We start from the raw sequence: 12605 nt of genomic DNA, 5'->3' as shown, positions 1-12605 counted from the left end.
GAAGGGCAACCCGGTGCACGTCGGCCCGCTAGGCTCAAGCCATGGAATTCCGGCTTCGACCCCTCTCCTCCGCTCCCCCGACGCCCCTCACCGCACAGGACATCAGGGAACTGGTGGAGCAGATCCTGGGGATTGATGCGCTGCCGCCGATCGTCCAGGCCGGCCACCCGGTGCTCCGCCAGCACGCCGCACCTTATGACGGTCAGCTGGACGACTCCACCCTCCTGCGGCTGATCGAGGTGATGCGCAGGACCATGCACGATGCGCCGGGTGTCGGGCTCGCGGCGCCCCAGATCGGCATTCCCCTGCAGCTGGCAGTGCTCGAGGACCAGTTCGACGTCGATCCCGCCGCCTCAGCGGCCAGGGAACGGGCACCGCTGGACTTCTTCGCCATGCTCAATCCGGTGTACGCGCCGGCCGGTTCCGAAACGGCGTCGTTTTACGAGGGCTGCCTTTCGATCCGGGGATACCAGGCGGTGGTGACCCGGCACCGGAAGGTCGCACTGGACTACGTGCGGCCGGATGGCAGCTCCGCCCATGCAGAGCTCAGTGGGTGGCAGGCCAGGATCGCCCAGCATGAAACAGACCACCTGCACGGAGCCCTTTACCTGGACCGCGCGGAAACCCGCTCGCTGGCATGCAACGAGGAGTATTCCGCCCGCTGGGCCCAGCCGGGAACCGGCCAGGCGCGGGCGGAACTGGGCTTCCCGGCCGGCTAAGCTGCTGCCGTCGGGAGCTTAGCCGCCCACCAGTCCAGGATCTGCTCGAACCGCTGCTTCCTGTGGTGCGGAGTGCCGGAACGGGAGAGTTCATGGTCCTCCCCCGGGAAGAGCAGCAGGGCGGTCTCCACGCCCTGGGCCTTGAGCGCTGCGAAATACCGTTGGCCCTGCTCCACCGGGCAGCGAAGGTCGTTTTCGCTGTGGATCACCAAGGTGGGCGTGCGGACCTTCGACACCACGGCCATGGGGCTTTGGGCCAGCATCTGCTCCAGTGTTCCGCCGGTGTACTCGCCGCCGAAGAACCACCCGATGTCCGATGAGCCGGCGAAACTGATCGGATCAAGGAAACCGCGCTCCACGACCGCTGCCTTGAAACGGTGCTCGTGGGCAATGATCCAGGCGGTGAGGTATCCGCCGTAGGATCCGCCCATGATGCCGACAGCCTCGGCATCCAATGCCGGGAACGCGGCCAGGGCGCCGTCAAGGAAGGCCAGGACATCCGCCATGTCCACGGTTCCCATCGCTTCCTTGATGGCTGAACCGTGGGCCTGGCCGTACCCTGCCGAGCCGCGCGGGTTGCACATCAGCACCGCATAACCGGCCTCCGCGTACACCTGCGCCTCATCGAAGAACGAGCCGCTGTACTGCGCAAACGGACCGCCGTGGATGTTCAGCAGGACCGGGTGCGGGCCGGGACCGTCCGGTAGGACCAGCCAACCGTGCACGGGATAGCCGTCCGGGCCGTCGACGATGAACCCGCGGGGTTCATGCACGGTGCTTTCGGTACGGAGTTGTGCCGAAAAATCGCTGAGCAGGCGCAACTCGCCGCGTTCCAGTACGCCGAGGTCGCCGTGGCTTGCGGCGTCGGCGAAGGCGACAGCCACCGCATTCCCGGCCGCGGCGGCGCCAAGCACCACCCGCTCGCCGTGCAGCAGCACTTCGCTGCCGCCGTCGGCCGCCCACTTCAGCAGCTCAACGCTGCCGCGGTGCGAATTCAGGACCAGCACCGCGTCCGGCCCGGCAGGTTCCAGTGTGCCGGACAGGTCCTGCCGCTCGACGTCGCTGAGCACGCGGGCCTCGCCGCCGCCGGCGGGCATGGCGTACAAGGCGGTGTTGCGGGCGACGAAGTCCAGGCCGCCCGGCCCGAGTTCCTGGGCGGTGAAGAAGAGGTGCCGGCCGTTCCGTGATTCCCGGACGGCATGGATGGATTGCGGTCCCGGACCGCTTGGCACAAGCACGGCGTCCCCGCCCGCGGCGGCCACCTTGTAGATGCCGGAGGCGATGTCCGCATCGTGCCCTTCGTGACCGGCCGCCACGAAATACACACTGTTCCCGTCGCTGCTGAAGACCGCAGCGGTGTGGTCGATGTCGCCTGAGGTCAGTTGCACGACCGCGGGAATCCCCTTCGACGCCGGCCCCTCCTCCTTCTCCAAACCCTTGGCCGCCCGGCCGGCGGGAGTGACCGCGGGCTCCCCGCCCAGTTCCGGGACCTCCACGACGAACAGCTGCACGGCCTTGTCCTGCGTGTATCCGACGCCGTTCATCCGGTACTGGTTGCTGCTGACGAGGCGGGCATCCTCGCTTCCGGGCCCGACGCCGTCGACGGTGCCGTAACGGCCGTCCTCGGGGACCCTGGAGGCGAAGACGATCCGCGCCGAGTCCGGAGCCCAGGAGAACTCCGTGACGCCGAGCTTCTGCTCCGTGATGGCCTGCGGCTCGCCGCCGGCCGCCTCGACGACGTGCAGCTGCGGCTTGCCCTCCGGCGCCGCCCGCAGGAACGCAAGGACCCGGCCGTCCGGCGAGAACGCCGGGGCGGTGTCGCGGAAGCCCCGCGTGATCCGGCGGGGCTGCTGCGAAGAATCGAACGGCACGGACCACAATTGGCCAACGTAGGCGTCGGCGTCGAAATCGGGACGCGTCACCGAGACGACGGCACGGCTCGCGTCGGGATGTACCGTGGGGGCGGAGACGGAGTTCAGCAGCGGCAACTGTTCGGGTTTCACGCTGGTGAGCCTAACGTCTCCGTGCGCACCCGGCCGGCCTGCCACTCCGTCCGCCGTAGGATTGTCCCTATGCTTTCCGACGCCGTGTCCGCCCTGCGCTGCCCGATCTGCCAGGACGGACTGGCCCTGGAAAACGGTCCGCGCCGCGCGTTAAGCTGCGCAGCGGGCCACAGCTTCGATGCCGCCAGGCAGGGCTATTTCAACCTGCTTACCGGGAAGGGCACGGCCTTCGAAGCCGATTCCGCGGCGATGGCCGGCGCCAGGCATGACTTCCTGTCCGCCGGGCATTACGCCGCCCTCGCCCATGCACTCGGAGACCTGGCGTTGCCGGGGCTGGTCCGCAGCGGCGCAGTCCTGCTCGATTCGGGGACCGGAACGGGCAACTACCTGCGGGCCATCCTTGACCGCACTCCCACAGCCTCCATCGGCCTCGACATTTCCAAGTTCGCCCTGCGGCGGGCGGCCCGGCTGAACCCGGACACCCTCAACCTCGTGTGGGATGTCTGGCGTCCGCTGCCGCTCGGGACCGGAACCATCGACGTCGTGACCGTCGTCTTCGCCCCACGGAACCCCAGCGAGTTCGCCCGCGTGCTGCGGCCGGGCGGCCGCGCCATCGTCGTCACTCCCCGGCCCGGGCACCTCGCGGAAATCGCCGGCCTCGCCGGGATGCTCCGCATAGAGGAAGGCAAAGACGAACGCCTCGCCGAAACGATGGGCGGCCACTTCGTCCTGGCCCGGCAGGATTCGCTGGACATCCACCTGCAGCTGGATGAAGCAGGGGCCGCCGACCTTGCCTTCATGGGCCCTGCCGGGCACCACCTGGACCGGCAGGAGCTCCTGGGTTTACTCAAGGGCACGGGTCCCGTGGAGACCACCGCGAAGTTCTCCCTGACGGTTTTCACCACACCTCCGGACGCTTCCTAACGCCGGGCCGCGCGGCGGGCTAGGATGGAAAAACAGCGGGCGACACGCCGGTGCACCGTCCATTCCGATGGCTGGGGCGCACGGCGGATCCGGAACAGGGGGAACGATGTTTGAATGGCTCGGCGAGAACTGGTGGGCGCTCTGGCTCACGGTGTTCCTCGCGTTTGCAGTGATCGAGATGCTTACCCTCGACCTTTTCTTCATCATGCTTGGCGGCGGAGCCTTGGCCGCCCTCGTAGCGCATTTCGTGGGCGCCGAATTCTGGCTCCAGATCGTGGTGTTCTGCATCGTTTCGCTGTTGATGATCGTCTTCGTCCGTCCAGTGGCCATGAAGCACCTGCGCAAGGGCCCCGCGGACCAGCTCAGCAACGTCGACCGCCTGATCGGTCAGTCCGCCGTCGTCATGGAATCGGTCAGTGCCGCCGGAGGCCTGGTCAAGATCGGCGGTGACGTGTGGAGCGCCCGCACCACCGGCGTCACCATCGCTGCCGGAGAAAGCGTCCGCGTCACCCGGATCGACGGCGCGACGGCGGTCGTCTCACCCGGCGCCCAGGAGTGACCGGTCAGTACCGCGCCACAACCTAGCTGCATCAGAACATATTTTGGGGAATGAAGGAGATGTATGGATAGCTTGGGAGGGACTGCAGCCGCGATCGTGCTGATAGTCCTCATAATCTTTGTGATCATTGTGCTGGTCCGGTCGATCAGGATCATCCCGCAGGCGCGCGCCGGCGTGGTCGAGCGGCTGGGCAAGTACCAGCGCACCCTCAACCCGGGTCTGACCATCCTGATCCCGTTCGTGGACCGGCTGCTGCCGCTGTTGGACCTGCGCGAGCAGGTGGTCTCGTTCCCGCCGCAACCTGTCATCACCGAAGACAACCTGGTGGTCTCCATCGACACCGTGGTCTACTTCCAGGTCACTGACCCGCGTGCGGCCACCTACGAGATCGCCAACTACATCCAGGCAGTGGAACAGCTCACCACCACTACGCTGCGCAACGTCGTCGGCGGACTGAACCTTGAAGAGGCACTGACTTCGCGTGACCAGATCAACGGCCAGCTCCGCGGCGTGCTCGACGAAGCCACGGGACGCTGGGGCATCCGCGTTTCGCGCGTGGAGCTCAAGGCCATCGATCCGCCGCACAGCATCCAGGACTCGATGGAAAAGCAGATGCGTGCCGAACGTGACCGCCGCGCCGCGATCCTCACGGCCGAAGGCACCAAGCAGTCGCAGATCCTCACCGCCGAAGGTCAACGGCAGTCCGCCATCCTGAAGGCCGAGGGTGACGCGAAAGCCGCGATCCTCCGCGCAGACGGTGAAGCGCAGGCGATCCAGAAGGTCTTCGACGCCATCCACAAGGGCAACCCGGACCAGAAGCTGCTGGCGTACCAGTACCTGCAGACGCTGCCCAAGCTTGCGGAGGGCACGTCCAACAAGCTCTGGATCATTCCGAGCGAAGTCGGCGAGGCCCTCAAGGGCATCGGCGGCGCCCTGGGCGGCGCCGACACCGATGGCGTGGCCGGACTGTTCGGAACCAAGGCACCAGCAGGAGCTGTGGCTCCGGAATCCGGGGCAAGGCCGCAGGAACCGACCCCGTAGCTGGCATCTCGCAAGGAGGGCCGGGCACCGAGGTGTCCGGCCCTCCCCGCTTGCGCGGAGTTTTCGTGCACCGGACCGCCCGGCTGCCGCACGAGGCAGCCGCGGCACCGAGGGGCCCCGTATTCAGCGTATAATGGTGTATTTGTCCGAGCGGTTCAATCCGCATGGAACATTTGAGCTTGGTCAAGCGTTGCATTTAGTGGTGCACGGTGTGCAGACAGTAGTCCGGACGGCGCCGAATGGCCCGCCGACTAGCGCGGATGGAGTTCCGCGAACAGATAGAGGGAGTAAAGATGAGCGATCGCAGCCTCCGCGGCATGCGCCTTGGTGCGCAGAGCATGGAAACCGAATCCGGAGTGGAGCCGGCACCGCGTCAGCGGGTCGAGTACCGCTGCGCTGATGGCGAGCAGGTCTTCGTGACGTTTTCGTCCGAGGCCGAAATCCCTCCTGTCTGGGTCTCCAAGACCGGCAAGGAAGCTCTCCTGGTAGACGGCGAACGCCCCGTCGACAACAACGAGAAGGCCGTCCGCACGCACTGGGACATGCTGCTGGAACGCCGCAGCATCCCTGAGTTGGAGCAGATCCTCGAAGACCGCCTGAACATCCTGCGCGAACGCCGCGGTGAGCGCCGCTCCGCGTAACGCGCAGGCTGACAGCATAAAGGCAGGGCCCGCACCATACGGTGCGGGCCCTGCCTTATGCTTTGTGGCCTTATGCTTTGTGCCGGCCGGACTCTTTGCTGGCCGGCTCCACCGGGGGCGGAGGGTTAGGCGCGCTTGGCCGCGGCGTCCTGCTTTCCGGTGAGCTTTGCCCAGCGGGCGGACAGGCCCCACTTGGTCACGTTGATCATGGCCTCGACCACAATGTTGCCGCTCATCTTGGAGGCGCCGAGTTCGCGCTCCACGAAAGTGATGGGGCATTCGACGATTTTCAGGCCGAGCTTGGCCACGCGCCAGGCCAGATCCACTTGGAATCCATAACCGACCGATTCGACGTCGTCCAGCTTGAGCGCCTCGAGCGTGCTGCGCCGGAAGGCCCGGTAGCCGCCGGTGACGTCCTTGATCTTCACGCCGAGCATGATGCGGGCGTAGGTGCTGCCCACGCGGGAAATGGCCTGGCGGTAGAGCGGCCAGTTGACGACGCTGCCGCCCGGGACCCAGCGGGAGCCCATAGCGAGGTCGGCGCCTTCCTTGACCGCAGTCAGCAGCAGGGGCAGCTGTTCGGGCTTGTGCGAGCCGTCCGCGTCCATTTCGACCAGGACGTCGTAACCGGCAGCCATGCCCCATTTGAATCCCGCAATGTACGCGGCCCCCAGTCCCTCCTTGCCCTTGCGGTGCAGGACGTGGACCTGCTTGTCGTCGGCCGCGATGCTGTCGGCGAGTTGCCCCGTGCCGTCCGGGCTGTTGTCGTCGACGACGAGGACGTCGGACTCGGGGACGGCTGCGCGGAGCCGGCCAAGGGTCTTGGGAAGCGATTCCAGCTCGTTGTACGTAGGGATGATCGTCAGGACACGCAAGAAGAGGCCTTTCCTTGATGGAGCGGTCGATGTGCCGGAGCAGCCGCATGGCTGGGGCCCTGGCGCAACTCTCCATTATAGGACCGGCAGCGGGAGCGAATGACCGCGGGCAGGTCCACACACGCAGGACCAGTGCCGTCCGGGCCGATGAAGCGCCGGTTGGACTGTTTTCTGCGTTGGTGGACCTGCCCGTTGATGAGTGCTGCAGCCCCGGCCTGTCTGTCCGCCGGGGCGGCCACAGGATCGGAGTGCAGCCAAGGAGCCCGCACCTTCACCGTGACCCCCTGTTGACGATAAATGCTACGGACTACACAAATTCTGTCAAGCACCACCTGAACTGGGGATTTACGCATTTCCCCAGTTCAGGAGGCGTTCGCGCGGTGGATTTTTCCCGGAAGGGCTTCAGGCCCGCAGGGATTCGGCCGCGAACAGTTCCCGGCCTTCCCGCACGGTCTGCAGGCAGGCGGGGTCGCTGCCGGTGTCCAGGGCCGGCAGTAGGGGCGTGCGCGCACGGGGGTCCGTGCTCCAGGACTGGACCCGGCTGTCAGCCACCTGCACCATGAGCTCCTCGACTTCCCAGACCGCGAAGCTGGCCGGGGCGCCCGGGACCAGCTGGCCCAGGAGGGGGTTGCGCTGCCTCGTGGCGCGCCAGCCCGCGCGGGTGTGGCCCAGGAACGCTGCGCGGGCGGAGATCCGCTCCGAGGGGTTGCTGTGTTCCAGGCAGGCCCTGACGCTGGCCCATGGCCGCAGGGGCGTCACGGGGCTGTCGCTGCCGAACGCAAGGGGGACTCCGGCTGAATAGTAAGAGGCGAACGGGTTCATGGCCCGGCTCCGGTTGCCAAGGCGTTGTTCGTACATTCCGCCGGGTGCTCCCCATTCGGCGTCGAACGCCGGCTGCGCACTGACGGTGACCGCGTGCTTGGCAAGCCGGGCGATAGCACCGGCGTCGGCCATTTCCACGTGCTCGAAGCGGTGTCCGGCCGCCCGGATGCGCTGCTCCCCCACCTCGGCAGAGGCAAGGTCGAGGGCCTCCAGTGCGGCGTCCAGGCCGGCGTCGCCGATCACATGGAAGCCGGCCTGCAGGCCCAGGAGCGAGCACGCTGCGAGATGACGGGCCGCCGCGTCGACCGAGAGGTAAAGGTTCCCGTGGTGGTCCGCGGAATCCGCGTAGGGCGCTCTGAGGGCGGCGGTTCTGGAGCCGATGGAGCCGTCGATGTTCAGGTCCCCGGCCAGCCCGAGCACCGGGACACTGAGCTCGTCGAGGATCGACCGCGCCTCGTCCTCGGACGCAGCAAGCTGGCCCCAGTAGGGCAGGACTTCGGGCAAGGCCGTTGCCGACGAGTTCCAGGCGACGGAACTGCGCAGATCGTCCATGCCGCAGATGTGCGGGGCCGCCATTTCCGCCAGGGCGACGTAGCCGTTCCCCGCGGCCTCGCGGAGGGCCGCCTCCTGGTACTGCAGCCGGACGGATTCCGGAAGCTGGCGGGCAGCCAGACGCGCGGCGGTGTGCGCGTCCCGCAGCACATGCGCGGTGCCGTTCCAGCCGTCCAGGCCAGCCAGGCCCGCCGCGGCGGCGAGCCCGTCCGACACCAGCGCTGAGTGCACGTCAACCCGCGACAGGTAGACGTTGCGACCGCCGGCGGCCCGACCAAGCTCGGCCGGGGTCGGCAGTGCCGGGTCCGCCCACGCGGACTCATCCCAGCCATGTCCCAACAGCGGTGCACCGGCTTCCGTGCTGGCTGCAGCAGCCGCAACCGCGTCGAGGAGACCGGCTGCGGACCGCACGCCGTCAAGCCTTAATCCGGCGGCCGCGATCCCTGTTTCGGTGAGGTGGACGTGGGAGTCGACGAAGCCCGGCGCCAGCAGTGCGCCACGGAGGTCGATGATCTCCATCGAGGAGTCAGCGATGGAGCTTGCCGCCTGCTCGGAACCGATCCAGGCTACCGTCCCGCCGTCCACCACTATGGCAGTGGCAAAGGGATCGGCCGCCGAATAGACCGAACCGTTGCGGTACATCGTCACTTTGCGTTCGGCCCGGCCGGCGGGCATGCCGGAACTGTTCATGAGTTTCTCCTAGCTGACGCGGATGCTTGGCTCACGCGACGTTCGAGTACGCCACGACGCCGCGGCGGACCAAGTCGATGGCTTCCCGGCAGATCCGGGCAAGCCGGGGCTCCAGGCCCGGGATCTTGGCGAGCTGGTCCAGCAGGTCCACCACCTGCTTCGCCCAACGGACAAAGTCGCCAGCAGCAAGGTCCGTGCCGTTCAGGACCTCCTGAAGGTGGCGTCCCTTGGCCCACTTGTACATCGGCCAGATCAGGCCCAGCTCGGGTTCGGCGGTGAGTGGAAGCTTGTTCTGCTCCTCCAGGTCTTCCAAGCGGGACCATTCCCTGACCACAATGTCCACGGATACCTCCAGCGAAACGGAAGGCATCCTGGGCCTGAGGCCTCGGTCCTCGCGCTTGGCCTGGTAGACCAGTGCACTGGAAAACGCGGCCAGCTCGGCGGCGTCCAGATCGGAGATCGCGCCCTGCCGGATGGCCTGCGAGATGAGGAGGTCCTTCTCGCCGTAGATCCGGCGCAGGCGCTGCCCGTCGCCGCTGATGGCCAGGTGTCCGCCGCCCTGGTTTTCCAGGTAGCCGTACGCGGACAGGACGTCGCAGACCCGGTCGAAGGTCTTCGCGATCGTATTGGTCCGCCCCTGGATCTGCCGGGCGAGGCCGTCCGTTTCCTGGCGGAGCTTCCACCAGCGTTCGGACCAGCGGGCGTGGTCTTCGCGTTCGCTGCAGCCATGGCAGGGGTGTGCGCGCAGCGCCTTGCGCAGGCCCGCGATCTTGCGCTCCTGATCGGCAACATTGCGGTCCCGCCCGAAATCCTCGTTCCGTGCGGCGCGCGCAGGCGGCCTGCCCTCCTGGATGGCGTCGCGAAGGGCTGAAGCGAGGTCCCTGCGGGACTTGGGGATTTTGGCGTTGAAGGACTTGGGAATCCGGATCCAGGATTCAGCGCTGACAGGGCCATCGACGTCGTAACTGCTGATCCGGCGGAGGTGGCCGTCCTCGGTCAGGATGGCCGGCCGCGGCTCGCGTGCCTGGCTGTCGGAACTGAGGACGACGGCGTAGCCCGGGATCCGTCCGCCGCTCACCTTCAGCACGTCGCCTGGCATGAGCCGGGTGAGAGAGTCCTGGGTGAGCGATTTCCGCGCCCGGGCGTTGCTCCGGGAGGCTGCCTTTTCGGCGTCGCCGAGTTCCCTGCGCAGCGAGGCGTACTCGGTGAAGTCACCCAGGTGACAGGTCATGGACCTGGCGTAGCCCGCCAAGGATTCCTCCCGCGCACGGACCTGCCGGGCCAGACCCACCACCGAGCGGTCGGCTTGGAACTGCGCGAAGGAGGACTCGAGGATTTCCCGTGCCCGGGCACGGCCAAACTGGGCGATGAGATTGATGCTCATGTTGTAGGTCGGCCGGAAGCTTGAGTTCAACGGATAGGTCCGGCGGGAGGCGAGGCCGGCGACGGCGGCAGGATCCGTGCCCGGCTGCCAGAGCACCAAGGCATGGCCCTCGACGTCGATCCCCCGGCGTCCCGCGCGGCCTGTCAGCTGGGTGTATTCACCGGCGGTGATGTTGACGTGGGCTTCCCCGTTGAACTTGTCGAGCTTTTCCAGGACCACGCAGCGTGCGGGCATGTTGATGCCCAGCGCCAGCGTTTCCGTGGCGAACACGGCCTTGACCAAACCTTCCGCGAAGAGGGTCTCCACGACTTCCTTGAAGGTGGGAAGGAGCCCGGCATGGTGGGCTGCAAGCCCGCGGAGCAGGCCGTCGCGCCAGCCCCAGAAGCCCAGCACATCGAGGTCTTCGGCGGGGATGTCCCGGCTGGCCTCGTCCACGCGCGACGCGATGATCTGCTGTTCGCGTTCGGTGGTGAGCCACAGCCCGGCGGCCGCACACTGTGCGACGGCGGCGTCGCAGCCGGCCCGCGAGAAGATGAAGGTGATCGCTGGCAGCAGGTCCTGCCGGTCGAGGCTTGCGATGACCTGCGGACGGCTGGCCTTGCGTACGGGACTACGCTGCGCGTCTCCGCCGCGGTCCTCGCGCTGCCTGTCCTGGCGGCGCCTGCTGCGCCCGCCGTGACCGAAGCGGCCGCGGAAGTTCATCTGGCTTTCGGCGCGGGCCATGGAGAGGAGCTCGGGGTTCACTTCGAAGCCGGCCCTGGGTTCAGCGCCCTGCCCGTTGTTTCGCCGTACGCCCGGTTCTTCCGCTGGCAGCCCGGCCCCATCCCGGTCATTGGTGTCCGGTGAGGACGCGATTTCGTCGAAGCTGGTGTCACCTGCGAAGAGGTCCACGATTTCCCTGCCCACCATGACGTGCTGCCACAGGGGCACGGGCCGGTGTTCGGAGACGATCACGTCAGTGTCGCCGCGGACGGTGTCCAGCCAGGCGCCGAATTCTTCGGCGTTGGAGACGGTGGCGCTCAGGGAGGCCACTTGGACTTCGCTGGGCAGGTGGATGATGACTTCCTCCCAGACGGCGCCGCGGAAGCGGTCCGCGAGGTAGTGCACCTCGTCCATGACCACGTAACCGAGGTCGTCCAAGGTGTCCGAATCCGCGTAGAGCATATTCCGGAGGACTTCAGTGGTCATCACCACCACCGGCGCTTCGCCATTGATGGTGGTGTCGCCCGTGAGGAGGCCGACGTTGGCCGGCCCGTATTTGGTGGCGAGTTCCGAGAACTTCTGGTTGCTGAGGGCCTTGATCGGGGTGGTGTAGAAGGCCTTGAGCCCGCGTTCCAGGGCCAGGTAGATGGCGAACTCGCCCACGATGGTCTTACCGGCGCCGGTAGGTGCTGCAACGAGCACCCCCCTGCCTTCCTGGAGGGACCGGCAGGCTTCGCGTTGGAAATCGTCGAGCTCGAAGTCGAGTGTGCGGCTGAAGGCGCCCAGGTAGCTCTTGGCATCTGACGACCGCTGCGCTGCCGCCCTGTATCGCTCTGAGGGCGACGCGGCCTCAGGGTGGTTGAACATGATTCAAGCGTAGTGGCTTGGAGGCTACAGCTTGTCCAGATCGGAGGCGGACGTTGGGATGTCTGCTGTGGCCTCGGTCTCCTCCGCAAGCTTCACCTGCCGGCGGGCCCGCCGCTTGTCGTTCAGCAGGCAGAGGCCGATCGCGGCGAAGAAAAGCAGGAGCATCGGGACAGCCAGGTAGAACATGCTCATGGCATCGGCGCCCGGGGCGGCCATGGCCGCGAACAAGCACACCAGGAAAATGGTGATCCGCCAGCTTTTGACGAGCTGCTGTCCCTTGATGATGCCGGCCAGGTTCAGGCCAACCAGCACTACGGGGATCAGGAAGGCGATGCCGAAGGCAAGCAGCAGCCTGATCACGAAGGCCAGGTAGATATCCGCACTGATGAAATTGGAGCCGCCCTCGGGCGTGAATTCCGTCAGCACGCGCACGGCGTTGGGAAGCACGAACCAGGCCAGAAGCACACCCGCGACAAACAAGGGAACCGCCGCAGCCACGAACGAAAGCGCCAGCCGGCGTTCCTTCTTGTGCAACCCCGGGACGATGAACGCCCAGAGCTGATAGATCCAGACCGGGCTGGCGATGATGACGCCCAGGAAGATCGAGACCTGGATCATCAGGTCAAAGGAACTCGCGACGCCGTCGAAATTCAGCGCGGCGAGCCGGCCTCCTGTGTTGTTCAGGTCCTTGATCGGCTTGATGAGCGCAGCCAACAGGGGCTGGTACACGATGAAGCCCACCACGGTTCCGGCAATCACTGCAAGGGCGGACTTGAAAAGCCGGTTCTTGAGTTCCTTGAGGTGATCAAGCAGGGCCATGCGCCCT

Annotated in this window: 10 protein-coding genes; 5 read left to right on the top strand and 5 right to left on the bottom strand. The window is 66.8% G+C overall.

Features of this window, described 5'->3' with window-relative positions:
- The first annotated feature begins 41 nt into the window (after nt 1-41).
- Nucleotides 42-719, top strand: a complete 678-nt coding sequence (locus DWV11_RS11870; protein WP_115789134.1) for a peptide deformylase — start codon at nt 42-44, stop codon at nt 717-719.
- Here the strand turns inward: DWV11_RS11870 and DWV11_RS11865 are convergent.
- On the bottom strand, nt 716-2722 hold the full coding sequence (locus DWV11_RS11865) for a S9 family peptidase (protein WP_115789133.1): 2007 nt from the start codon (nt 2720-2722) through the stop codon (nt 716-718). The genes DWV11_RS11870 and DWV11_RS11865 overlap by 4 nt on opposite strands.
- A gap of 69 nt (nt 2723-2791) precedes the next feature.
- Here DWV11_RS11865 and DWV11_RS11860 point away from each other — a divergent pair, with 69 nt between their 5' ends.
- The 4 genes from DWV11_RS11860 (at nt 2792) to DWV11_RS11845 (ending at nt 5887) form a co-directional block, all read left to right on the top strand.
- A complete protein-coding gene (locus tag DWV11_RS11860) occupies nt 2792-3646 on the top strand; it encodes a putative RNA methyltransferase (RefSeq protein ID WP_115789132.1) in 855 nt (284 codons plus the stop codon).
- Between the two features lie 106 nt (nt 3647-3752).
- On the top strand, nt 3753-4205 hold the full coding sequence (locus DWV11_RS11855) for an NfeD family protein (RefSeq protein ID WP_115789131.1): 453 nt from the start codon (nt 3753-3755) through the stop codon (nt 4203-4205).
- 63 nt (nt 4206-4268) lie between these two features.
- Complete coding sequence (locus tag DWV11_RS11850) at nt 4269-5246, top strand: SPFH domain-containing protein (protein ID WP_115789130.1); 978 nt, start codon at nt 4269-4271, stop codon at nt 5244-5246.
- A gap of 293 nt (nt 5247-5539) precedes the next feature.
- Nucleotides 5540-5887, top strand: coding sequence for an RNA polymerase-binding protein RbpA (locus DWV11_RS11845; protein ID WP_115789129.1), 348 nt, complete (start codon nt 5540-5542; stop codon nt 5885-5887).
- Nucleotides 5888-6012: 125 nt separating this feature from the next.
- Here DWV11_RS11845 and DWV11_RS11840 read toward each other — a convergent pair whose 3' ends face one another.
- The 4 genes from DWV11_RS11840 to tatC form a co-directional block, all read right to left on the bottom strand.
- A complete protein-coding gene (locus DWV11_RS11840) occupies nt 6013-6762 on the bottom strand; it encodes a polyprenol monophosphomannose synthase (protein WP_115789128.1) in 750 nt (249 codons plus the stop codon).
- A gap of 402 nt (nt 6763-7164) precedes the next feature.
- Complete coding sequence (locus tag DWV11_RS11835) at nt 7165-8826, bottom strand: amidohydrolase (RefSeq protein WP_115789127.1); 1662 nt, start codon at nt 8824-8826, stop codon at nt 7165-7167.
- Nucleotides 8827-8857: 31 nt separating this feature from the next.
- Nucleotides 8858-11779 (bottom strand): DEAD/DEAH box helicase, encoded by a 2922-nt coding sequence (locus DWV11_RS11830; protein WP_115789126.1) that lies wholly within the window; start codon nt 11777-11779, stop codon nt 8858-8860.
- A gap of 24 nt (nt 11780-11803) precedes the next feature.
- A complete protein-coding gene (tatC, locus tag DWV11_RS11825; RefSeq protein WP_210725732.1) occupies nt 11804-12598 on the bottom strand; it encodes a twin-arginine translocase subunit TatC in 795 nt (264 codons plus the stop codon).
- Between the last annotated feature and the right edge of the window lie 7 nt (nt 12599-12605).

The organism is Arthrobacter silvisoli (assembly GCF_003369445.1).
In the GTDB taxonomy this organism is placed as follows: domain Bacteria; phylum Actinomycetota; class Actinomycetes; order Actinomycetales; family Micrococcaceae; genus Arthrobacter; species Arthrobacter silvisoli.
This window is presented reverse-complemented; position numbering and strand designations above follow the sequence as displayed.

Excerpts from the sequence above, each read along its gene's own strand:
- DWV11_RS11850 (WP_115789130.1), top strand. The coding sequence starts at position 4,269 with ATGGATAGCTTGGGAGGGACTGCAGCCGCGATCGTGCTGATAGTCCTC.
- tatC (WP_210725732.1), bottom strand. The coding sequence starts at position 12,598 with ATGGCCCTGCTTGATCACCTCAAGGAACTCAAGAACCGGCTTTTCAAG.
- DWV11_RS11830 (WP_115789126.1), bottom strand. The coding sequence starts at position 11,779 with ATGTTCAACCACCCTGAGGCCGCGTCGCCCTCAGAGCGATACAGGGCG.
- DWV11_RS11845 (WP_115789129.1), top strand. The coding sequence starts at position 5,540 with ATGAGCGATCGCAGCCTCCGCGGCATGCGCCTTGGTGCGCAGAGCATG.
- DWV11_RS11860 (WP_115789132.1), top strand. The coding sequence starts at position 2,792 with ATGCTTTCCGACGCCGTGTCCGCCCTGCGCTGCCCGATCTGCCAGGAC.
- DWV11_RS11870 (WP_115789134.1), top strand. The coding sequence starts at position 42 with ATGGAATTCCGGCTTCGACCCCTCTCCTCCGCTCCCCCGACGCCCCTC.
- DWV11_RS11855 (WP_115789131.1), top strand. The coding sequence starts at position 3,753 with ATGTTTGAATGGCTCGGCGAGAACTGGTGGGCGCTCTGGCTCACGGTG.
- DWV11_RS11835 (WP_115789127.1), bottom strand. The coding sequence starts at position 8,826 with ATGAACAGTTCCGGCATGCCCGCCGGCCGGGCCGAACGCAAAGTGACG.